Annotated in this window: 21 protein-coding genes; 4 read left to right on the top strand and 17 right to left on the bottom strand. The window is 62.6% G+C overall.

The window, feature by feature from the left end; all coding sequences use genetic code 11:
- Positions 1 to 314: 314 nt before the first annotated feature.
- The 3 genes from CVS27_RS08605 to CVS27_RS08595 all read right to left on the bottom strand — a co-directional run bounded on the left by CVS27_RS08605 (position 315) and on the right by CVS27_RS08595 (position 5,312).
- Entirely contained in the window at positions 315 to 2,342 is a 2,028-nt protein-coding gene (locus tag CVS27_RS08605; RefSeq protein WP_103465316.1) for an ABC transporter ATP-binding protein, read from the bottom strand.
- Positions 2,342 to 4,072: an ABC transporter ATP-binding protein gene (locus CVS27_RS08600; RefSeq protein WP_103465315.1), complete on the bottom strand. Its 1,731-nt coding sequence runs from the start codon at positions 4,070 to 4,072 to the stop codon at positions 2,342 to 2,344. Before CVS27_RS08600 ends, CVS27_RS08605 begins: the two co-directional genes overlap by 1 nt.
- A 148-nt stretch (positions 4,073 to 4,220) precedes the next feature.
- Positions 4,221 to 5,312, bottom strand: a complete 1,092-nt coding sequence (locus CVS27_RS08595; protein ID WP_103465314.1) for an NADH:flavin oxidoreductase/NADH oxidase — start codon at positions 5,310 to 5,312, stop codon at positions 4,221 to 4,223.
- A gap of 104 nt (positions 5,313 to 5,416) precedes the next feature.
- Here CVS27_RS08595 and CVS27_RS08590 point away from each other — a divergent pair, with 104 nt between their 5' ends.
- A complete protein-coding gene (locus CVS27_RS08590; RefSeq protein ID WP_103465313.1) occupies positions 5,417 to 5,728 on the top strand; it encodes an ArsR/SmtB family transcription factor in 312 nt (103 codons plus the stop codon).
- Positions 5,729 to 5,826: 98 nt separating this feature from the next.
- On the opposite strand, the gene hutH is transcribed toward CVS27_RS08590, so the two are convergent.
- Positions 5,827 to 7,398 (bottom strand): histidine ammonia-lyase, encoded by a 1,572-nt coding sequence (hutH, locus tag CVS27_RS08585; protein WP_103465312.1) that lies wholly within the window; start codon positions 7,396 to 7,398, stop codon positions 5,827 to 5,829.
- A gap of 285 nt (positions 7,399 to 7,683) precedes the next feature.
- Positions 7,684 to 8,478: an IclR family transcriptional regulator gene (locus CVS27_RS08580; RefSeq protein ID WP_103465311.1), complete on the bottom strand. Its 795-nt coding sequence runs from the start codon at positions 8,476 to 8,478 to the stop codon at positions 7,684 to 7,686.
- A 202-nt stretch (positions 8,479 to 8,680) separates the two neighbouring features.
- Here CVS27_RS08580 and CVS27_RS08575 point away from each other — a divergent pair, with 202 nt between their 5' ends.
- Positions 8,681 to 10,114 (top strand): amino acid permease, encoded by a 1,434-nt coding sequence (locus CVS27_RS08575; RefSeq protein ID WP_103465310.1) that lies wholly within the window; start codon positions 8,681 to 8,683, stop codon positions 10,112 to 10,114.
- Between the two features lie 16 nt (positions 10,115 to 10,130).
- Here CVS27_RS08575 and CVS27_RS08570 read toward each other — a convergent pair whose 3' ends face one another.
- The 4 genes from CVS27_RS08570 to CVS27_RS08555 all read right to left on the bottom strand — a co-directional run bounded on the left by CVS27_RS08570 (position 10,131) and on the right by CVS27_RS08555 (position 13,474).
- Positions 10,131 to 10,982 (bottom strand): spermidine synthase, encoded by an 852-nt coding sequence (locus CVS27_RS08570; RefSeq protein WP_103465309.1) that lies wholly within the window; start codon positions 10,980 to 10,982, stop codon positions 10,131 to 10,133.
- 71 nt (positions 10,983 to 11,053) lie between these two features.
- Positions 11,054 to 11,722, bottom strand: a complete 669-nt coding sequence (locus CVS27_RS08565) for an O-methyltransferase (RefSeq protein ID WP_103465398.1) — start codon at positions 11,720 to 11,722, stop codon at positions 11,054 to 11,056.
- A gap of 64 nt (positions 11,723 to 11,786) precedes the next feature.
- Entirely contained in the window at positions 11,787 to 13,070 is a 1,284-nt protein-coding gene (locus CVS27_RS08560; RefSeq protein WP_103465308.1) for a glycosyltransferase, read from the bottom strand.
- Between the two features lie 71 nt (positions 13,071 to 13,141).
- Positions 13,142 to 13,474, bottom strand: coding sequence for a thiamine-binding protein (locus CVS27_RS08555; RefSeq protein ID WP_103465397.1), 333 nt, complete (start codon positions 13,472 to 13,474; stop codon positions 13,142 to 13,144).
- A 100-nt stretch (positions 13,475 to 13,574) separates the two neighbouring features.
- Here CVS27_RS08555 and CVS27_RS08550 point away from each other — a divergent pair, with 100 nt between their 5' ends.
- A complete protein-coding gene (locus CVS27_RS08550) occupies positions 13,575 to 14,210 on the top strand; it encodes a DUF5684 domain-containing protein (RefSeq protein WP_133159078.1) in 636 nt (211 codons plus the stop codon).
- On the opposite strand, the gene CVS27_RS08545 is transcribed toward CVS27_RS08550, so the two are convergent.
- Genes CVS27_RS08545 through CVS27_RS08525 form a run of 5 tightly spaced genes read right to left on the bottom strand, consistent with a single transcriptional unit; the run spans position 14,187 to position 18,479 of the window.
- Positions 14,187 to 14,498, bottom strand: a complete 312-nt coding sequence (locus tag CVS27_RS08545; RefSeq protein ID WP_103465306.1) for an AzlD domain-containing protein — start codon at positions 14,496 to 14,498, stop codon at positions 14,187 to 14,189. The two genes, CVS27_RS08550 and CVS27_RS08545, sit on opposite strands and share 24 nt — an antisense overlap.
- Positions 14,495 to 15,301, bottom strand: coding sequence for an AzlC family ABC transporter permease (locus CVS27_RS08540; protein WP_103465305.1), 807 nt, complete (start codon positions 15,299 to 15,301; stop codon positions 14,495 to 14,497). The genes CVS27_RS08545 and CVS27_RS08540 overlap by 4 nt, the downstream gene beginning before the upstream one ends.
- Positions 15,298 to 15,696, bottom strand: a complete 399-nt coding sequence (locus CVS27_RS08535; RefSeq protein ID WP_103465304.1) for a DoxX family protein — start codon at positions 15,694 to 15,696, stop codon at positions 15,298 to 15,300. Before CVS27_RS08535 ends, CVS27_RS08540 begins: the two co-directional genes overlap by 4 nt.
- Positions 15,693 to 17,567 carry a glycoside hydrolase family 15 protein gene (locus CVS27_RS08530; protein ID WP_103465303.1) on the bottom strand — a complete coding sequence of 625 codons (1,875 nt, stop codon included), beginning with the start codon at positions 17,565 to 17,567 and terminating at the stop codon, positions 15,693 to 15,695. Before CVS27_RS08530 ends, CVS27_RS08535 begins: the two co-directional genes overlap by 4 nt.
- Before the next feature lie 12 nt (positions 17,568 to 17,579).
- Positions 17,580 to 18,479: a glycerophosphodiester phosphodiesterase gene (locus CVS27_RS08525; RefSeq protein ID WP_103465302.1), complete on the bottom strand. Its 900-nt coding sequence runs from the start codon at positions 18,477 to 18,479 to the stop codon at positions 17,580 to 17,582.
- Positions 18,480 to 18,501: 22 nt separating this feature from the next.
- Here CVS27_RS08525 and CVS27_RS08520 point away from each other — a divergent pair, with 22 nt between their 5' ends.
- Entirely contained in the window at positions 18,502 to 19,791 is a 1,290-nt protein-coding gene (locus CVS27_RS08520; protein ID WP_243400100.1) for a DUF445 domain-containing protein, read from the top strand.
- A gap of 87 nt (positions 19,792 to 19,878) precedes the next feature.
- On the opposite strand, the gene CVS27_RS08515 is transcribed toward CVS27_RS08520, so the two are convergent.
- The 3 genes from CVS27_RS08515 to CVS27_RS08505 form a co-directional block, all read right to left on the bottom strand.
- A complete protein-coding gene (locus CVS27_RS08515) occupies positions 19,879 to 20,763 on the bottom strand; it encodes a hypothetical protein (protein ID WP_207767479.1) in 885 nt (294 codons plus the stop codon).
- Positions 20,764 to 20,877: 114 nt separating this feature from the next.
- Positions 20,878 to 21,327, bottom strand: coding sequence for a DUF2871 domain-containing protein (locus tag CVS27_RS08510; protein ID WP_103465300.1), 450 nt, complete (start codon positions 21,325 to 21,327; stop codon positions 20,878 to 20,880).
- A 109-nt stretch (positions 21,328 to 21,436) separates the two neighbouring features.
- A complete protein-coding gene (locus CVS27_RS08505) occupies positions 21,437 to 22,078 on the bottom strand; it encodes an alpha/beta hydrolase (protein WP_103465299.1) in 642 nt (213 codons plus the stop codon).
- Positions 22,079 to 22,109 lie beyond the last annotated feature (31 nt).

The raw sequence follows: 22,109 nt of genomic DNA, 5'->3' as shown, positions 1-22,109 counted from the left end.
GCACCTGAAAATTCTGCCGTGGCTTATGCGCAGCCGTGGAAAGGAGTGTGGCGCATATACCCCATTCTGGGCACACCAGCTTTGGCTATGCGTCGAGCCAGAAGCCAGTGCGGCGCAGCTGTGACACTGACGCAATGCCCGGTATCAGTAGTGCGCATGCCCAAAGTGGCCCTGGCTCTCAGGCTGGCGCATAAGCTGCCTACACCACACAGATGGCCGCCAGCAGACTCTTAAAGTGCTAAGGGCAGCTCGGATACGAGGTCACCCGCACCCAAGCTGCCCAACTCACCCTGTTTACCTATTAGTTGTTCAAGTCAGTGGACCTCGGCCGCCACTTCGTCGGTTTCGTGGCCGCCCTGGAACTGCGTCTTGTAGAGCTCGTAGTACGCACCCTTGCGGGCCAGCAGTTCGGCGTGGTTGCCGTGTTCCACAATGTCGCCGTTCTCCATGACGAGGATGGTGTGGGCATCCCTGATGGTGGAGAGCCGGTGCGCAATGACAAACGATGTCCTGTCCGTGCGCAACGCCGCCATGGCGTGCTGAACCAGCAGCTCGGTGCGGGTGTCCACGGACGAGGTGGCCTCATCCAGGATGAGCAGCGACGGCTGGGCAATGAACGCCCTGGCAATGGTGATCAGCTGCCGCTCACCAGCGGAGACGGTGCCGCCGTCAGCATCAACAACCGTGTCATAGCCTTGGGGCAGCTGACGCACAAACCTGTCCACCATGGTGGCCTCGGCTGCGGCGATGATCTCCTCATCAGTGGCGTCCAGGCGGCCGTAGCGGATGTTCTCCTTGATGGTTCCTTCAAAGAGCCACGCATCCTGGAGCACCATACCCACCTGGGAGCGCACCTGCTCGCGGGACAGCTCGCGGGTGTCCACGCCGTCGATCATGATTCGCCCACCCGTGAGCTCGTAGAAGCGCATGACCAGATTGACCAGCGTTGTCTTGCCGGCGCCCGTGGGCCCCACAATGGCAACTGTCTGTCCCGGCTCCACGGTGAAGGAAACATCGCGGATCAGGGGTGTCTCCGGGGAGTAGCTGAAGGAGACGTTCTCAAAACGCACATGCCCGTCAGTTTGCTCCGGCAACAGATCAGAGTCCTGTTCGGCGTCCTGCTCGTCGGCGTCGAGGATTTCAAAGGTGCGCTCTGCGGAGGCCACACCGGACTGGATCATGTTGGCAATGCCGGCAATCTCACCGATGGGCTGGGAGAACTCGCGTGAGTACTGGATGAACGCCGTGGCATCACCTAAGGTCATCTGCCCCGTGGCGACCCGCACGCCGCCAACGACGGCGACCAGCACGTAGGAGATGTAGGCGACAAACTGCATGGCCGGCATGATCATGCCGGAGACGAACTGTGCACCAAAGGACGCCTTGAAGAGGCGTTCGTTGCGTTCGTCGAACTCTGCCAGCATCTCCTCGTCACGGCCGTAGGCCCTGACCAGTTCAAGGCCGGAGAAGGTCTCCTCAACATGGCCGTTAACCGCGCCGGTTTGCTTCCACTGAGCGGCGAAGAGTTTCTGCGACTTGGAGCCAATCACGCCGGCAATGACAGCCGAGAGAGGGAGCGCGATGAGGGCAATCAGGCCCAGCTGCCAGGAAACAATGAACATCATGACACCGATGCCAACCACCGTCAGAACCGACTGCACCAGCTGTGAGAACGCCTGCTGCAACGCCGATTGAATGTTGTCCACATCATTTGTCACCCGGGACATCAGGTCCCCGCGCTGGCGGGTGTCAAAGTACCCCAGCGGCAGCTTGTTGAGCTTGCCTTGAATATCCTCGCGGAGCTTGTAGACAACGCGCATGACCAGCGCATTGAGCAGGAAACCCTGCAACCACATGAAGACCGAGGCCACCGAGTACAGGGCCAGCACTATGACTATGAGCCGGCTCAGCTCCACGAAATCAATGCCGGCGCCGGGCACAACGTTGGCCTTGGCCAGCATGTCCGCAAATTGGCCGTTGCCGGCAGCGCGCTGGGCTTCCACCAGGGTTTCCAGTGGAACACCAGCGGGAAGCTGCGAGCCGATCACGCCGTTGAAAATGACGTCCATGGCCGCGCCAAGGATCTTCGGGGCGATGACAGTGAGAACCACCGACGCGGCAACAAACACCAGGACCACGGCGAACATGGTCCGTTCGGGGCGCAACAGGCCAACAAGCCTTTTGGCCGCCGGCCAAAAGTTCTCTGCCTTCTTGGCGGGAGTCCCACCGAACATGTCCCCGTCAGATTCAGAAGGCTTGTACTCGGGGTAAAGCTCCTCTTCCTCGACTGTGTCTGGCGCAGCAGTCTCCACAGGCACCTGGTTCTTGTCTTTGCGCGCCATTATGCAACACCTTCAATGCTCAGCTGGGACTCAACAATCTCGCGGTAGGTCTCATTGCGTTCCAGGAGTTCGTCGTGGCTGCCAGCACCCACCACCTCACCGTTGTCCAGCACAATGATGTGATCGGCCTCCCTGATGGTGGAGACTCGTTGGGCCACGATAATGACGGTGGCTCCACTGGTGGCCTGGTGCAGGGACTCTCGCAAACGCTGGTCAGTGGCGACATCCAGTGCCGAGAACGAATCGTCAAACAAGAAGATTCGCGGCTGTGCCGCCAAGGCTCGCGCAATGCACAGGCGCTGGCGCTGGCCGCCGGAAACGTTGGTGCCGCCTTGGGCAATCGGTGCACTCAGTTGTTTGGGCTTCTCTTCGACAAAATCCTTCGCCTGGGCAACCCGCAGGGCTTCCCACAGCTCGGTATCGTTGGCGTCGGGCCGGCCAAACTTCAGGTTGGAGGCAATCGTGCCGGAGAACAGGTACGGCTTCTGCGGCACCAACCCCACCAGCTGGGCCATCTGGGGCCGGGTGAAATCGCTGACACTCACCCCGCCAATGCTCACGCTCCCGCTCTGCGGCTCGAACAGGCGCGGTATCAGATTCAACAGCGTCGACTTGCCCGACCCTGTGGAGCCCACAATCGCCGTCGTCTGTCCCTGCCTTGCCGTGAAGCTCACGTTGTTCAGCACGGGACGCTCGGCCCCCGGGTAGCCAAATGAGACGCCGGAAAATTCGACGCCGTGACTTGCAGGCGCCGGGGCACCCTTGGGAACTCTCATGCTGGGTTCTGCGGAGAGGACCTCGTCCAGGCGTTCGGCCGAGATGGCGGCGCGCGGAATCATCATCACCATGAACACGCCCATCATGACAGCCACCAGGATTTGCAGCAGGTATTGCAAAAACGCCGTGAGGGAGCCAATTTGCATCTGGCCCGAGTCCACGCGCTGCCCACCGAACCACAGCACAGCGGCGGTGGCCAGGTGCAGGATCATCATGATCACGGGAAACATGAGCACAAAGAGGTTTCCCACCTTGACCGAAACACGGGTCAGGGACAGGTTGGCGTCACGGTAGCGCTGGGCTTCAAACTTTTCCCGTACGAACGCCCGGATCACCCGAATGCCGACGATCTGTTCGCGCAGGACTCCATTGACAGTGTCGATCCTGTCCTGCATTTCCCGGAACAATGGCAGCAGTTTCACCACGAGAAAGCCAACCACCAGGAACAACAACGGAACTGAAACCCACACGAGCCAGGACAGTCCAACATCTTCACGCAGCGCCATGATGATGCCGCCAATGCTCATGATGGGCGTGGAGACCATGAAGTTCAGGGTCATCAGGATCAGCATTTGCACTTGCTGGACATCATTGGTGTTGCGGGTGATCAGCGTTGCGGTGCCGAAACGGCTCACATCCAGCGCGCCCAGGGCGTTGACCCGGTGGTAAACCTCCCGGCGCAGATCGCGGCCAATGGCCATGGCCGTGCGGGCGCCGAAGTAGATGCCGCCAATCGCGGTAATGACCTGAACAAAGCAGACCACCACCATGGTGACGCCTGTGGACCAGATGAAATCGGTGTCGCCCTTGGCCACGCCCTGGTCTATGATCTGGGCGTTGAGACTGGGCAAGTACAGCGCCGCTATGGTGGAAATCAGTTGCAGTACAAGCACGGCAGCTATCCACGCCCAATAGGGTTTGGCGTGGCGCAGGGACAGTTGGAGCAGTTTCACGAGAAGCATCCCATTCGAATATACGTTTGAATAGTGGGGTACCCAACATTAAACACGCCCCACCCAGCTATGGCAAGAGTGAAAAACTGTTCCCCAACGCTACGTCCGGAGCCGTGTTTTCAAAGGTGTTTTCGCGCCGCAGAGCACCTTACACGGCGTAGTCGTACTGCCGCATGAAGCGGCCCCGGGCACCGAGAACGGTTGCTGCGTTGTTGGCCCATGAGGCATCGCGCAGCAGAGCCCGGCCAATGAAGACGGCATCCGCGGAGCCGTTGCTCAGCAGCTCGCTGGCCGTGGCGGGATCAGTAATGCGTCCGACGGCGGCCACCAACGTTCCGCTCGCGGCCTTCAGCAACGCCGCATTGCGGGTTTGGTAGTCCTCCCGGTGCGGAATGCTGGCCGGCACCAGGGCTCCCGAGGACGCGTCGATCAGGTCGGCACCATGGTCGGTGGCCCAGCGCGAAAGAACTATGGAATCCTCCACGGTCCAGGCAGCCCTGCCGTCTTCCGGATCCTCGGCCACCCAGTCGGTGGTGGAGATGCGCAAGAAAATCGGCTTGTCGGCGGGCCAGACGGCCCGCACGGCGTCGAGCACCTCAAGGACAATGCGGGCGCGGTTTTCCAGGCTGCCGCCGTAGTTGTCGGTGCGGGTGTTACTCAACGGGGAGAGGAAGGAATGGAGCAAGTAGCCGTGGGCTGCGTGGATTTCCACCACTTCGTAGCCAGCCTCCAGCGCCCGCTGCGCCGAGTCCGCCCAGGCAGCAACAACAGTTGCAATGTCCGCCACGGTCATGGCAGCAGGTTCCGGATATCCCGGGAATGCAATGCCGCTGGGGCCAACCACGGGCCAGCCGCCCTCAGCAGCGGGGACGGGACCGCCGCCGAGCCAGGGGCGCTCCATCGAGGCCTTGCGTCCGGCGTGGGCCAGCTGAATCCCGGGCACTGCTCCGGCGTCGGCGATGGCTGCGGCCAGGCGGCGGTGGGCGGGGATCTGGGCGTCGTCCCACAGTCCCAGATCGTAAGGGGAAATGCGGCCTTCAGGTAGCACGCCTGTCGCTTCCACCACTGCCAAGCCCACACCTCCGGCGGCACGTGCAGCGTAGTGAGCCAGGTGGAAATCATTCGGAGCACCGACGCCAGAGCCGTCCGAAAGTGCGGAGTACGTGCACATTGGGGACATCCAGACGCGGTTTGGGATGGTGGTTCCACGGACGGTCAGGGGCTCGAACAATTCAGTCATGCGGGGATCTCCCAAAGTTGGCGCATCATTTTCTTAGTACGAGCCTCATCGTAGTATGATGAATCTCGTACAAGCAAACGGCTCGCAAAGGAGCGCAATACAGCATGGGTCCAGCACGCAGCCTTGAGCACCCAACCCCGGAGCAGATGAGCTTGGATTCGATCCTCTCCGCCCTGGCCGATCCTGTCCGACGCACGATTGTGGCGCAATTGGCCGGTGGCCACGACGACCAGGCGTGCATCGCCTTCGCGCTGCCCGTGAGCAAATCGACGTCCACCCACCACTTCCGCGTACTGCGCGAAGCCGGCATCATTTCCCAGCAATATCGCGGAACATCCATTTTGAACGGCCTGCGCACCGAAGAACTGAACCTGCGCTTCCCGGGATTGCTCGACGCCGTGCTCGCGGCAAACTAGTCCCCGCCACCCGAACGGGGAGTAGTTGTTGATGTCAGCGTCCAACATCAACAACTACTGCCCGTTCGCGAGGCACGAGCGGTGGGAGCAGGTGGGGACTAGTTCAGCGGGCCGGTTGCCGTTTCGGCGGCCGCACGGATGGCGCCGGAGCCCACCAGGCGGTCGGCTTCCTCCAACTCCGGGGACAGGAAGCGGTCGCTGCCCGGGCCCGGCACGGTTGCCCGAAGCACCTCAAGGACAGCCGCACCGGCCGGACCGGGGACAAGTTCGCCGTCGGACAGGGAAGTACGCATGTCAATGGCGCGGGTGGCCGTGACGAGCTCAATGGCAAGCACACGACGCAGATTCTCCACGGAACGGCGGAGCTTCCTGGCGGCATGCCACCCCATGGAAACATGGTCCTCCTGCATGGCGGAGCTGGGGATGGAGTCCACTGACGCGGGAACGGCCAGCCGCTTGGAGTCCGAGACCAGCCCGGCCTGGGTGTACTGGGCGATCATGAGGCCCGAGTCGACGCCGGGATCGCCGGCCAGGAAGGCGGGCAGGCCGTGGGACCGGGCAGGGTCAAGCATCCTGTCGGTGCGGCGCTCGGCAATGGAGGCGACGTCGGCGGAGACGATGGCGAGGAAGTCCAGGACGTACGCCACCGGGGCCCCGTGGAAGTTGCCGTTGGAGGACACGCGGCCGTCGGGCAGCACCACCGGGTTATCGATCGAGGCGGCAAGTTCGCGGGTGGCGACCATCAGCGCGTGGTCAACGGTGTCGCGCGCAGCACCGGCCACCTGGGGTGCGCAGCGCAGCGAGTAAGCGTCCTGCACTCGGGTGTCGCCCTCACGGTGCGAGGCCACAATGGGTGAATTGGCCAGCACGCGCAGCATGTTCTCTGCACTGGCGGCCTGGCCGGGATGCGGGCGCAATTCCATGTGCAGCTCGGGCACGAATACCTGATCGGTGCCCAGCAGGCCTTCGACGCTGAGCGCGGCGGTGATGTCCGCCGTCGTCAGTAGAAGGCGCAGATCGGCGATGGCCATGAGCAGCATGCCCAGCATGCCGTCGGTGCCGTTGACCAGGGCCAGGCCCTCCTTTTCGGCAAGTTCAATGGGCGTGATGCCGGCGTCGGCGAACAAGTCCGGCACGGGGCGGACTACACCGTCCGGGCCGGCAGCCTCGCCCTCGCCCATGAGCACCAGCGCGCAATGGGACAGCGGGGCAAGATCGCCCGAGCAACCGAGCGAGCCAAATTCGCGAACTACCGGCGTGATGCCAGCGTTGAGCACGTCCACCATGGTCTGCACGACGACGGGGCGCACACCTGTGCGGCCGCTGGCCAAAGTCTTGGCACGCAGGAACATCAGCGCGCGCACCACCTCACGCTCCACGGCCGGCCCCATCCCGGCGGAGTGGCTGCGGATGAGTGATTTTTGCAGCTGGGTGCGCATGTCGGCGGGGATGTGGCGGTTGGCCAGGGCACCAAAGCCGGTGGAGATGCCGTAGGCGGGGGTTTCGGAATTGGCCAGCTTGTCGATGTGGGCCCTGACCTGTGCGACGCCGGCCAGCGCCTCCGCACTGATGGTCACCTTGGCGTTGTGACGGGCCACGGCGATGACGTCCTCGGGGGTGACCCCGGAGGAGGAAAGAACTACATTTTCGGGGAGAACAGCATTGTTCATGGTGGATCCTTTGCGCGACGGGAATGAGCTTAGTTGCCACTATTCCCTGTTATGGCGCGGAAGTCTGCCCCTTCTTGCGTGCACTGTCCGGCATTCCAGACGCGCCAATTTCCCGGGCATTCCCGGCATGACTCCTCACACCTGTGGGCTCGCAATGGACCACTGAAGCCTCCGTGACGCAGTAACGGTCATCCGCTGTTGATATATCAGCAGCGGATGACCGTTTCGGCGTCATTTGCTCCGGCAGGCGAATCGCACAACCATTCTTGCGGCCCCGTGCCGGATTTACCGCTCGTTGCGCCCATAAATCCTAGTGGATAGCTCCGCAGCCACCCTGGAGACCCGCTCAGCGAGTGCCGGCCACTGCGCGGCGGGCACTTTTTCCTCGAGGAATGTCACGGCAACGGCCGCCACGGGCCAGCCTGTGTGGTCCGTTACGGCCGCGGCCACGGAGGCGAAACCATCGGTAACTTCGCCGCTCTCCGTTGAGTAGCCGCGCAGCCGCACCTGATCGAGGTGCGCCGAGAGAGTTGAGTACTTGCCGATGGGGTCCGGCACCTCGGTGCGGGAGCTGAACGCGGCCGCATTGGGGTACAGGGCCCGGACCTGGGATTTGGGCAGGGCGGCCAGAATGGCGCGGCCACTGGCTGTCAGGTGGCTGGGCAGCCGCACGCCAACATCCGTCACCAGGGAGGGCCGGTGTTTGGCACGCTCTTCGACAATGTAGAGAACATCGCGTCCATGCAGCACTGCAAGGTGGGCGCTTTCACCAATCTTGTCCACCAGCGACGCCAGCAAGGGCCGGCCCAAACGTGACAGGGGTTCCTGGCGTGAGTAGGCGCTGCTGAGCTCAAAAGCCGCAACTCCCAGTCCGTAGCGCTGTTCCTCGTGCAGGTGCATGACAAAGCCGCTCTGCTCCATGACGCCCAGCAGGTGATAAACACTTGAGCGCGGCAAATCGAGGGTGGTTGCAATGGTGGATGCTGCCAACGGCCCTCGCTTGGAGGACAGCAATTTCAGGATGCGCAGGGTGTTCTCTGCGGCAGGTACTTTGGATGGCGTCCGTGCAGTGGTTGTCATGGCTTCCTAGTTGTACACCGAAATCGCCAGCAGTCTTTTCTCAATATAGAATATTGCAGTCTGAAATCCCAGATTCTTGGGCAAATTTGGGCACTTTCAGCATAAAACCACCCCATAAAGTGACGCCAGCCACCACTGCCCACCCCTTTAGTGGCGCAGGACTCCCCTGCTACGGCTGCCCACTGTGTTAGAAAGCTCACGCATGAACACCAATGGTTCCGTCCTCAAACGTGGCTTGAACGCCCGCCACATCCGTTTCATGGCGTTGGGTTCGGCCATCGGCACGGGCTTGTTCTACGGGTCCTCCAGTGCCATTCAAAAGGCCGGTCCCGCAGTTCTTTTGGCGTATATCATTGCCGGCGCGGCCGTCTTCATGGTGATGCGCGCCCTCGGGGAATTGGCCGTTCGCCATCCCGTTTCCGGTTCCTTCGGCCAATACGCCAGCCGGTACTTGGGCCCGTTGGCCGGGTTCATCACGGGCTGGACGTACGTTTTTGAGATGGCCATTGTGGCCATTGCCGACGTGACAGCGTTCAGTATCTACATGGGCTTCTGGTTCAACGACGTCCCGCGCTGGATCTGGGTCCTGGCCATCATCTTCTTCCTGGCAGCCATCAATCTGCTCAGTGTGAAGGTCTTCGGCGAACTGGAGTTTTGGTTCTCCCTCATCAAGGTCTCGGCAATTATTGCCATGATCGCAGGAGGTGTAGCCATCATCGTGTTTGGCTTCCACATGGAGGGCGCCCAAACTGTTGCTGGTTTGAATAACCTTGTGGACCACGGCGGATTTATGCCCAACGGCTGGGTGGGCCTGTTGGCAGCGTTCGCCGTGGTGATGTTTGCCTTTGGCGGCATCGAAACCATTGGCGTGACGGCCGGCGAGGCTGCAGACCCGGCCAAATCCATACCGGCAGCCGTCAACACTGTGCCTGTGCGCATTTTGCTGTTCTACGTACTGACGCTGGGCGTGCTCATGATGCTGATCCCGTGGGATGAAATCACCGGGGACACCAGCCCCTTCGTGCAAATCTTTGACTCGCTGGGCATTCCCCTGGCGGCACATATCCTCAACGCTGTTGTCATCACGGCAGCCCTTTCCGCCATCAACAGCGACATTTTTGGCTCCGGCCGGGTCCTTTACGGCCTGTCCCAGCAAGGCCACGCACCCGCCGTCTTCGGTAAGATCTCCCGGTCCGGCGTCCCTTGGATGACAGTGGTCCTCATGACGTGCGTATTGCTGGTGGGTGTGGTTCTCAACGCCACCATCCCCGAGGACGTCTTCTTGCTCATCGCCTCAATTGCCACCTTCGCCACGGTGTGGGTGTGGCTCATGATCCTGGCCTCACACGTGGCCATGAAACGCGAAATTGCCCGCAAGGACTTGGCGCCGTCCAACTTCCCTGTCCCCCTCTGGCCGCTGGCTTCGATGGTCACTGGTGCGTTCATGGTGGGTGTGATTGTGCTTTTGGGCATCTACCCGGACACCCGCGTTGCCCTCTACGTTGGCGGCATCTGGCTGGTTCTGCTGGCCATCGCCAACAAACTGTGGGTGCGCGGGCCGGGCCGCGAACGTGCGGTGCTGGTTGACGAATCGTCCCCCGTGGAGCGGACGACGGCGGCACCCGCCCGCCGCTGACACCCTCCCCAACCGTCTACTCGTCGGTCAGGACCACTGCGCTGCGGCCGAACTGGCGCACCTTGGCGTCGTCCCACAGCTGTGCCGGCATGGCCCCGCCCAGCAGGACCCGGGCCAGCCCGGCGCCGTCGCCCAGGGGCGCGTCGCTTCCGGCAATGATGATGTTTCCTGAACGGCGGCCCTTGAGCATGGGCGGATCGGCAATGATCGCTGTGTAGGTGAAGGCCGCGGCGATGGTGGCAGCCTCGCGGCGGGCAGTCACCAGGGCAGGGGAGTCGCCACAATTGACAACATATACGCCACCGGGAATAAGCACCTTACGGGCGGTTGCGGTGAACTCCGCCGTGGTCAGGGCATGCGGTGTCTTGGCACCGGAAAACACGTCTCGAATGATCAAATCGCGACTGGCTTCGGCGAGTGTTTCCGTGACCTCACGGGCCTCGCCCACCCGGATTTTAAGCAGAGGGGCACGCGGCAGCTCAAACCAGTCGCGGACATAGTTGGCCAATTTGCCATCAATTTCCACCACCACGTTGCGGGATTGCGGGTAGGCGGCCACCAAGAAGCGCGGCATGGAACACGCGGCGCCACCAAGGTTCAGGGTCTTCAGCTTCTCCCCCGCCGCCCACCTGTCCTGCACCAGGGCCATGATCCAGCGCATGTACTCAAAATCCAGGCGGAGCGGATCTGCCAGGTCCACATGCGAGCTTTGCACCCCGTTGAGCATGAGCAACCAGCCGTTGGGGTTGTCGCCGTCGGGGATCAGCTCTGCAGTGCCGGTATCGGTGGCGAAGGTTCCGGCCACGGGCCCCAAGACGCCCGCTTCCGGCTCAACCGGGACATTCTTGGGCGTGCGCTGGCGCCCCATCAGTGGGCCATCATGTGGTGGACGGCGGAAGCAGGCAGCGAGATAGTCACGCCTTCCAGAGTAGTCCAGCCCTAGCGCACCACCGCGATCGCTAACCCATCCCAGCCCTTGGAGCCTGCTGTTTGAATGGCAGTGGCGTCGAGCAAATCGCTGGAACCCATGAATTCCAGTGACGCCCGGATGGCCGCAGCATCGGGGTCACCCCCGGGTTCAAGGATGGCACCCTCCCAGGTCACGTTGTCCAGGACGATCACGGCGCCGGGGCGGGTCAGCTTGAGCGCCCATTTCAGGTATGCCACGTTGTTGCCCTTGTCCGCATCGATGAACACAAAGTCGTAGGGTTTCCCACCCAGCAACGTGGGCAGCGTGTCCAGCGCGGCACCTACCCGAATGTCAACCATGGCACCAAACCCTGCACGGTCGATGTTCTTTTGCGCCACCAACGCGTGCTCGGGGAGGTATTCACAGGTGGTGAGGTGGCCATCGCTGGGCAGGGCACGTGCCAGCCAAATGGTGCTAAACCCGGCCAGCGTGCCAATTTCCCGCACCCGTTTGGCCCCTAGAATGCGGGCCAGCAGCATCAACAGCTTCCCGGCATTGGGCGCCACCTCGATCCGCGGCATCCCGGCCGCGTCGATACTGCCAATGACAGCGTCCAGCTCCGGCCCGCCGTGCACCAGCGTGGCAGACAAATACTCTTCTACCTTGATCCAGCCCGGGCTGCTGCGATGCTCAACCATGCCCCCAGCGTAGAACTCTTTTTCCAGCGGCAACAGGGGGCGAAGGCTACAGCGGCCGGCGGGCTCAACCCTCCAGTGCGTCCAGAAGCAGCGCGTTGCCGGCGTCGGCGTCGAGCGCCACAGCCCGGCCAAGCTCCACCGCGGCTGCCGCATAGGCGGGTGAGCCAAGAACCGTGGAGACCGCCGAGGCGATCCGCCCGGGCGATGCACGGCGCGGCACAGCGATGCCAGCCCCGCGGGCCGTCACCCGAACGGCGTTGTCCGCCTGATCGCGGCCATGGTGCAGCACCACGAGCGGCAGCCCGGCAGCGAGCGCCTTGATGACCGTGCCGTGGCCGCCGTGGGTGACCACCACGTTGGCGTGTCGCATGACTTCGGCGTGGGGTGCTGCGGCAAGCACCGAAACGTTGGCGGGCGCCCTGAGGTCTTCCACCTTGATGGCAGGCCCCGTGGTCACCACGCCCCGCACGGGAAGGGTGCCCAGCGCGTCAATGATCCGCTGCAGGCACGCCTGGTGGTTTTGGAAGGTGGAGGACATGGCAACTAGCACCAGCGGGCCTTCTCCAGGTGGTTCGGTCCAGCTCACGTCGGCAGCCCAGGCCGGGTCATCCAGAACCGGCCCCACATAGCGGGCGTTTTCCGGCAGTTCGCCCGGAAAGTCAAACGCCGGGGAGGTCAGAATAAGCTGGAGGTTGGCATGCTGTACTTGGTTCAACGTGGTCGCGATCGGGTCGAGCCGGTATTGGGTGCGGAGAGCGTTGACTGGCGCGAGTGCGTACCTGTCGAAGAGCCAGTTGACGCCGCTGCGCGCCACCTGATCACGCAGCCGGCCGAGCGGTCCATGCGCCGGCGCCAGTCCGGCACCGCCCGGCGGCATCCCCTTCGCCGGCAACCCGTAGGTGTTGGGGAGCAGCACATTGAAGGGGACCCGCTTCGCTTCAGCGGCAATCATGGCGCCGAAGGCGAAGAATGAGGTTAGCACCAGGCCGGGCTGAATCCGCTCGATGGCCGCCCCCACCTCACGTGCCTGGTCCGGCGCCGGCCCCGTGATCATGTGCTCCACAGTGTTCCGGGCAAGGCTCATGGGGGATTGCCGTTCCCAGTCGCGCAGCTCACCCGTGGGCGCCACTGACCACGGCAGGAAGGCCGCACCGGTGCCCCTCGTCTGCCCTCCCATGGATTCATCGGCGAGGACAGTGACGTGGTGGCCCCGGTCCACGAGCCTCCGCGCAACGCCAAGTTCCGGTGGAACAGTGCCGCCGCCGTCGGTCAGCGCAAACAGGTACTTGCGCGTTGTGATGGCCCGGGCGCCACCTTGGATGCTGTGGTTCGGCTCCAGGCCAGTCATGGTGCAATGCTACGCCCGGCCATGACCCCCGTCATGTGCCATTTCAGGGTGCCTTTGAAGCACGACGCCGGTTACTCACCCATGGTGTCCAGCGCGCCTTCCAGCCGGGCAACTTTTCCGCTGAGCTCACCGGTGTGGCCAGGGCGGATGTCCGCCTTCAGCACCAGGGAAACACGTGAACCGTACTGGCCCACTGCCTCGGTTGCGCGTTTCACCACATCCATGACTTCATCCCATTCACCCTCTATTTCGGTGAACATGGAGCTGGTGTGGTTGGGCAGCCCCGATTCCCGGACAACCTTCACAGCTGCCGCCACTGCCGTGTGGACTGAGGCGTCGCCGCCGGTTCCTGCGGGGGCGTCTGTGGGTGTGCCGCTGGGCGCCACTGAAAATGCAACGATCATGGGAATCTCCTGTTTAGCCTTTTTGCGTGCTTGTTCCGCTTCCATTATGGGCACTCCTGCCCATTGGCTGCTGCCGCTGTGTGCGGATAAGGTTTCCGGTATGCTTTCCTCTCTCCTTGCCCTTCCGCTGGCACCAGCCCCGGACCCATACGACTACTCCTACAACAGCGACCCCACCATGGATTCAGCTGCAACCCTGGGGATTTTTGCCTTGTTCATGGGCATCTATGCCGTCATTTTCTTAGTCATCTGGTTGGCCAGCGGCTTCGCCTGGGCAGGCTTGTTCGGCAAGGCAGGGCAGCCAAAATGGGCCGCCTTTGTGCCCTTTTACAACACCTGGATCATGGTCAAGATTGCGGGGCGGCCGGAATCAAACTTTTGGTTGCAGTTCATTCCCTACGCTGGCATCTACTGGACCGTTCTCACGCTCAATGACCTGGCCAAGTCCTTCGGCAAGGATGTGGCCTACACGGTTGGCTTGATCTTTGTCCCAGTGGTCTTTGCCGCCATCCTCTCCTACGGGGACGCGAAATACCTGGGCCCGGCTTACCGGACGCCCGAGCAGAAGTACTATGAGCAGCAGTACGGCCAGCAACAGTACGCCCCCACACAGTACGGAGGCGCCACCTTCGGACAGCATTACGGCCAGCCGGATCCCGCCGCACAGCAGTACCCCGGTGCGCAGCAGTACCCCGCACAGCCCCCGTACGGCTCAGGGCCAACCCAACAGTCGTAGCAGGGCAGCGGCGGCGGCGCCAGCAATGACGACCACCAAAAAGGGCGCCTTGAGCCAGAGCACAACGGCTGCCGCCACCAAGGCGCCCACCCGGGCGTCAAGAACCACATTTGTGCCGCTGGCAGCCACATTGACCACCGTCAGAGAGGCCAACAGCCCAATGGTCAAGGTTCCTGCAATGTGCGACATCCTCGGACTGTCCAGCACCTTCGCCGGAACCAGGTAACCCACAAGTTTTGTGGCGTACGCCAGCACCACTGAAACCAGCAGCCAAAACCACAAGCTCATGATTTTTCCCCGTCCCCGGCATCGTCCGCGTGACTGGCGTTGCCTGTGTGTCCCGTGTGGCTGGCGTTGCCCCTGTGGCCCGAGTGGAGCGCGTAGGGGTCAATGTCCGGTTCCATCCCATCACTGTCATGGCCGGGATCGGGGGCGGGCCGGAACCAACCGATGAGGCCGGCCGTCACAGCTGCCACCAAAATGGGCACGCCGGCTGGAACAAAGGGAATGGCCAGCAGTGTCGCCAGGGCGCACACGATGGCAATGGCTGCTGGCTGGAACGCCTTGATGCGCGGCCAAAGGAGGGCCAGGAACGCTGCCACGGCAGCGCCGTCGAGCCCCCATTGTTTAGGGTCGCCCAGTGCGCCGCCAATGTAGGCACCCACAGCCGTCATGATGTTCCACAGCACAAAAATCCCCACGCCGGCCACCCAGAAGCCGCGTTTTTGCTCCTCCGGGTCCGTCTGGCCTGTTGCTGTAGCGGTGGATTCGTCAATCGTGACGTGGGCTGCCGCAAAACGCCGCCACCCCGCGGGGCGCAACAGGGAATTGATCTGCATACCGTAGATGCCATTGCGAATGCCCAGCAGCGCAGAAGCGCTCATGGCAGCCACGCCGGAGCCGCCACCAGCCACCACGCCGATGAAGGCGAATTGGGAGCCGCCACTGAACAGCAGCAGGCTCAGCACCACCGTTTGCCAGAAGGACAGCCCTGAAGCCACCGAAAGCGCCCCGAAAGACACCCCGTAGAGTCCCGTGGCGATGGCTATCGAGGCGCCAATCTTGGCCGCCGGTGAATCAAAAAGCCTCATGCGCGGCGCACGCTCCACGCCCAGGCGATGAGTGGCAGCTGCAGCGGCAGGCGCACGGAATGGATGCGGCGGGCCTCGCTGCTCCCGTCCGGGCCAAAGGCCCGGCGCAGCGCCGAAACGTGGCCCGCGGTGAACCCGGCAAACATGAGCGCTGTTGCGGTGGCGGATGCCTTGCGGGTTGCGGGCAGCAGGAGACCCACAGCGGCCAGGGCCTCCGGGGCTGCCGAGACCAGCACCCACTGGTGGCGCGTCATGATGCCCAGTTCACCGGCCTTGTCCGTGCAGAGAACGGGCGGAACTACGGGGTAGTAGAACTTGGGATTGCGGACGTGGTTCACCGCACTGGCACCCAAGAGGGCGGCCAAGGCCCATGCGCTGACGTTACTTGCCTTCATTGGCCCATGGTTTCACGCTGTATGGCCAAGTCCGGGTTTGCGTCCACACGGCGGACAATGGGAATGGCATTCGTGGCCAGGCTCAGCTGCTCCGTGCCGTGCAGGGCATCGGCTGCGCGCACCAGGGTCAGGTGGGAGAACGCCTGCGGGAAGTTCCCGGCCATCCTGTCCTGCCCAAGATCGTATTCCTCGCTGAGCAGCCCCAGCTCATTGGCCAGACCCACCAGGGTATCCATCAACTCCACGGCCTCGCGGCGGCGCCCCGAATGGGCGTATTGCTCCACCAACCAGAACGAACAAGCCAGGAACGGGTGCTCCCCCGGCTCCAGCCCATCCACTCCGGAGTCGGTTCGGTAACGCAGAATCAGCCCCTTCTCCCCCACCAGTTCCTCCTCCATGGCGGCCACTGTGCCGAGCATTTCCGGGGAATCGTAGGCCACGAACCCCACTTGCGGAATAACCAGCAAGGACGCATCAGTTGTGGTCCCGCCATACGTCTGGGTGAAGGTATTGAGCTCCTTGTTGAAGCCGTAGGCCAAGATCTCGGCACGCAGCAATTCCCGCGTGGCCTCCCAGCTTTCCACCGACCCCGACAACCCGTGGTCGCGAACAGCACGAACGGCGCAGTCAAAAGCCGCCCACATCATGACGCGCGAATGGGTGAAATGCATCAAATCCCCCCGCATTTCCCAAATGCCGTGGTCCTTGTCAGCCAAGTGATTCTCAATGAAGCCCAGCATGGCTTGTTGCAGCGGCCAAGAGAAGTGATCCTCATGCCCGCCAGCGAGCCGCAGCTTTTCCAACGCCACCAGCACCTCACCAACAACATCGGCCTGGTATTGGCCCACGGCGCCGTTGCCAATCCGGACAGGCAGGGCCCCCTCGTAACCCGGCAGGTGGCTCAGCTCGCCTTCGGCCAGGTCCCGCTCCCCGGAGAGCCCGTACATGATTTGCAGGTCTTCCGGGTTGCCTGCCACGGCGCGCAACAGCCAGTCACGCCACTTGAGCGCCTCATCGGCGTAGCCGTGCGTCAGCATCGCCTCCAGCGTCAACGCCGCATCGCGCAGCCAGCAGAACCTGTAGTCCCAGTTCCGTGCGCCGCCAAAGTCCTCCGGCAAAGATGTGGTGGGAGCGGCAACAATCCCACCGGTGTCCTCATGCGTCAGCGCCCGCAGCACCAGCAGGGAACGCTCCACAATGGCGGCGTACTTGCCGTCCTGGTTGTAACGGGACGCCCAGTCTTCCCAATAGGCGCATGTCTGATTTAGTGCATGATCTGTGTCGATCGCCTTCGGGATAGGCCGATGCGAGGGATACCAGTGCAGTTCCTGCTCCACCCGCTCCCCCGCCCGCACAGTGAAAAGCCCGCTGTGTTGATGGCCGACGGCGTGGGGCAGCTCATCCCCGCGCATCACCAGGGCGTCCGGCCCGGCCACGGCAACAATGACTTCCCTGCCGTCGTCCTCGGTCACGCGTCGCACCCAGGGCAGCACCTGGCCGTAGCCCGGACGAACCGTGATTTCCTCGTTGAACTGGACTTCGCCGCTCAAACCATCAACGCGGCGCACAATGGAGGCCCTGCGGTCACCCACGGGCATGAAATCGGTGACGCGCGCGGTGCCCGTGGGGGTACGCCACAGCGTCTCAAGGACAAACGTCCGCCCCAGGTAGGACCTGTATTCCACAGCCGCTTCGGGGTGCGCGGGCGCCAAATGCCACCGGCCATGGTCCGCGGTTCCCAGCAACGCGGTAAAAACAGCCGGAGAGTCAAAGCGCGGGAAACAGAGCCAATCGATGCTCCCATCCCGGCCAATGAGGGCGCCTGTGTGTAGATCGGACAGCAGTGCATAGTCTTCAATTCGCGATGCCATGACTCCATGCAATCACATTGCGTCAAGATCCAGCTGTGTATTTTGCCTCGCGGGGTAATTCTCCAACAGCGCTCGAATTTCTGCTGGCCTGTTGCTTGTCACCTGGGCCACGTGCGCGTCAAGGCACAGTTGCAGGTCCTCGGCGCTGTCCACTGTCCACACGCGCAAGGTGCGCCCGGCGGCAAGCCACCTCGCGGCGTTTTCCGGATTGGCACGCAGGTACTCGACGCCGGGTCCGGCGAGCTGGGCAACGCCGTCGTCAACCAGCTTTTCCGCCTCAGCCATGGTCCGGCGTATGAAAAAAGCCATGGTGTGGCCAACTATGGGGCCTACCTCCAGTTCCTCACGGACGTCTTCAACGTCCACCTCTTCCAGGAGCTGGCACAGCTGCCCGGCACTGACTTGCCGGGCCAAATACGTCATCGCATCGGGGTGAAAACTCATGAACGAGACGTTGATGAATCCGGCATTGGAGGACTTCTGGTCCCACCCGTGTAGTCGCAGCGCCTGAAGTGTGGCGTCAATCAATTCTGGATTAAAGGTGGCGCCGTACTTGAATTCGAGGGCCAATCCCACGGGCCGCCCCGCCCCGGCAAGGATCGTAAGGAGTTCGGGCAGAGTCAGCAATTGTGTGGCCACAGTGCCAAAGGCTGACGGGATCTCTGCCCCGTGCCAGCTGCTGAAATCAAGAGCCCGCAGCTGCGCCAGCGTCAGCTCCGCGACCTTGCCCGTCCCGTTGGAGGTCCGGTCCACGTCCTCGTCATGCAACAACACCAAGGCACCGTCGGCACTGAGGCGAAGGTCGCACTCAACCCCGTCGGCGCCGTCGGCCAGTGCCTGTAAATAGGCGGCACGCGTGTGCTCGGCGTAGTGGGAACTAGAGCCGCGGTGGGCGTAGATCTGAACCGTCATGGCACCACGCTACGCTTACTGCATGGCGCAAACACAACAGCTGGGTACAGCAACTTCTGCCACTGCACGCAATCGCGACGCGGAAAAGGCCGCTGCCCTGCGGCGCATGAAGCGCATCGCCCTGGGGTTGTTGCTGTTCATGGCGGTTGTTTTTTTCTTCGCCTTTGCCTTCCAACACCAATATCCGTGGCTGACTTACGTTCGCGCGGCCGCCGAGGGTGGCATGGTGGGCGCGCTGGCCGACTGGTTTGCCGTCACCGCACTGTTCAAGTACCCCATGGGGATCAAAATCCCGCACACCGCCATCATCCCCAACCGCAAGGACGAGATTGGCGCATCCCTGGGCGACTTTGTGGAAACCAATTTCCTCTCCGAAGCTGTCGTCTCGGAGAAATTGGCCAACACCGAGATCGCGCAAAAGGTGGGAACCTGGCTGGCTAAGCCGGAAAGCGCCCAACGCGTGGCCACCGAAGGTTCGGCCGCCATCCGCGGCGCCATGGCAGTTCTCAAGGACGACGACGTCCAGGACATCATCGAGGCGATGGTGCGCAAGCACGTGCTTGAGCCGCCGTGGGGCCCGCCCATTGGCAAACTGGCCGAGCGGATCTTTGCCGACGGCCACCATCATGCCCTGGTGGATCTCCTGGTTGACCGTTCCACCACGTGGATCCGGGCCAATCACACCACCATCAGTGGGCTGGTTGCCGAAAGGTCCCCCAGCTGGGTCCCACAGTTTGTGGACGGACTGGTGGGGGACAAAATCTACACCGAAATCTACAAGTTCGCCCGCGCAGTGCAGGACGACCCCCGGCACGAGGTACGCCTGAAACTGGATGAATACCTCAAGGAACTGGCCCAGGAATTGCAGCATGACCCGGCCATGATTGCCAAGGCCGAGTCCCTGAAGAACCAGGTTTTGGGCGACCCGGAGGTCCGGGAATTGGCAGGGCGCACCTGGGCCACCATCAAGTCGGCGCTGACCGACGCAGTGGAAGACCCCAACTCCGAGTTGCGCCTCAAATTCACCGCGGCGGTGCAGGACTTTGGCAGCAAACTGGTTAACGATCCCGAGCTGGCTGCAAAGGCCAACAAGTGGATAGCCGACGCTGCCGCCTACCTGGTGGGCACCTACAAGCACGAGATCACCTCCCTGATCACCGACACCGTTGGGCGTTGGGATGCAGTGGAGACGAGCGAGAAGATCGAACTGCAAGTGGGCAAGGACCTGCAGTTCATCCGCATCAACGGCACTGTGGTGGGGTCCCTGGCCGGCCTGGCGATCTTCACCGTGGCAACCCTGGTGTTCGGCTAGCGGCAGCACGAGCAAGCGCCGGCCTGGAGCAAAGATGGGGCTGGCGGCGCGGTGCGGGCACCAGCCCCATCTTTGCTCCAGGCTGCTCTAGCTCTTGAACTCCTTTGGCGGCTTCGGGCCCTTGATTTTCAGTGCCTTCGGGGGTTTGGGCGGCTTGCGGGCGGCATCAAGTTCGGCCAAGAGTTCCGGCGGAATCATCATGGGCGGCGGGCCAAAGGCGCGCTGGGCGGAGGCAATCACGGCCCGACCCATCATGTAGTTGCCCACTCCACCAACTACTGCGCCAACACCAAACGGCAGCGCCTTGCCCACCACGGACGCGCTGCCCTTGACAGCCATCTTCCGCAGGAACCGCTTCTGCATCGGCCCGATGATGCTCTTCACTGCCGCCAGGGGCACGCTCTTCGTGACCGTTTTACCCCACGTTTGCATGGGCGTCCTCCCGTTGCCCAGTGCGTGGCCGGTCAACCCCTGGAGCATGGCAATGCCTTCATCGCCCAAAATAATGGCCATGACGGTGACTTGTGCGGCTTCCGGGTCCTGCAGCCGAACCCCATGAAGCTCCGCGACAGACTGGGCGTACAAGGCCGTCGCCTCAAGAAAGACCACGGTGGCGGCGGCAGAGATGGACAGGGCCGCAACTGTGCCTACCCCCGGGATGATGGCCGTGGCGCCAATGGCCGCGCCACCGGTTCCCACGCCGGAGAGAAAATCGCGCTCCAGCCGTTGGCTCAGCTCGAAGGCAGTGGCGTATGGATGACGCTTGCGAAGCCGGCGCAAGTTCGCCAGAACCAGCGGGCGCTGCACCTCCACCGCTTTGAGCAGCATGCTGTGAACTGCCGGTTTGGGGCGGCCCCGCTCATCAAAAGCCGCACCCGCCGCGATTTCCAACGCCGGGTTGTGCCGTTCTGCCGACTGGGCAAAGCCCGGTCCGGGCATCAAACCACCGTGATTGCTGTCTTTACGTGCCATCGAATCCCCTGCCGTGTGTTTGCCTCAAGGGTAGTCGCCCAAACTGGCAATGGCCCAGACGTTCACTCTGGGGAAACTAGATGCCCGCCGTGAACACTCGACCCTGCTGGGACGTTAGGCTGTGAGCGCTGCGGGAGTTCCGGCGTCGTGCTGGGCATTGGCCCCAAACAGCCTGGTCCGCAGGGCCAGGAACAGCAGCACCATGCCGGTGCTCAGGAAGATGTGGCCCAATCCGGCGATCCCGGGGATTGCGGCGGAGACCTCGGTGACGCCGTCCACCTGAAGGATGCCGTGGACCACCATGATGCTGGCGGTCAGGACCAGACCCGCGTTGTACGTCCAAAAGAACCAGTTAAAGAGCATTGAATCGGACAGGGTGAACAGCTTTTCCAGGATCAGCACAATCAACAGGACAATGAATCCCAAGGTCAGCAGGTGGGTGTGGACAATGGAGAGCTGGGTGGTTCCCGCAAAATCCTTGCCCTTGGTGAATTCACGGTAAAACAGCCCCGAGAGCACGCCAATGACCATGTAACCGAATGCCGAATAGAAGAGCTTCTTCATGCTGTACCCCTTTTGTTGGTGGGCCCACTGCGGGCCTTTACTCCAGCCTAGGAAGGCACACGGCAACTGCCATCAACCATTTGGTTGAATGTTGCTCAGCGCCGGGGCACTATGTGTGCGGCACGAACGAGCCGGGCACATGGCCGGTGAGAAAAGCTGAGACATCGCTCATCTCCACAGCACTGATGGTGTGTCCCAGACCGCGGTAGGCGGAGTCGCTGAGATCCGTGTTTGCCGCGAGCCAGCCAGCCGTGAAGGCCGTGGCGTCCCGGTTGATGACCAGGTCAGCGCGGTCGTGGGCCCAGTAGAAGGGGATCCGGGTGGTCAGCGGTTCCATGGCGGCGAGCAGTTCATTCTTCAACACAAACCCGGACAGGCCCACACCTGCGGTAAACATCTTCGGGCGCAGCCGCATCAAGGTGGTGGCCATGGCCATGCCCTGCGAGAAGCCCAGGACTGATACGGAACTGAATTTGTGCTTGGCCATCATCGTGTCCAGCCAGCTCAAGACGGCAGTGGCGGCACCCACCACCTCCGCGAAGTCATTGCTCAGAAAGTAGTCAAGGAGGAACCAGCCGTAGTCGCCGGAAACGTCCAGCGGAGCCCGGGGTGCTGCACACGTAAAACTGCGTGGCAGCTGGCTAAACAACTCGCCCATGCGAGTCTCGTCGGAGCCATAGCCGTGCAGCATCAGCAACAGCGGCGTGCCGGCCCGCTCATGCACCGGGCGGGACCACAAAACCGTATCCATGGCCTAAGACTACTGATCGCCGCGGCGCTGC

This window comes from Arthrobacter glacialis (genome assembly GCF_002909445.1).
In the GTDB taxonomy this organism is placed as follows: domain Bacteria; phylum Actinomycetota; class Actinomycetes; order Actinomycetales; family Micrococcaceae; genus Specibacter; species Specibacter glacialis.
The sequence above is the reverse complement of the archived record's forward strand: the minus strand, read 5'-3'. Positions and strand labels throughout refer to the sequence as shown.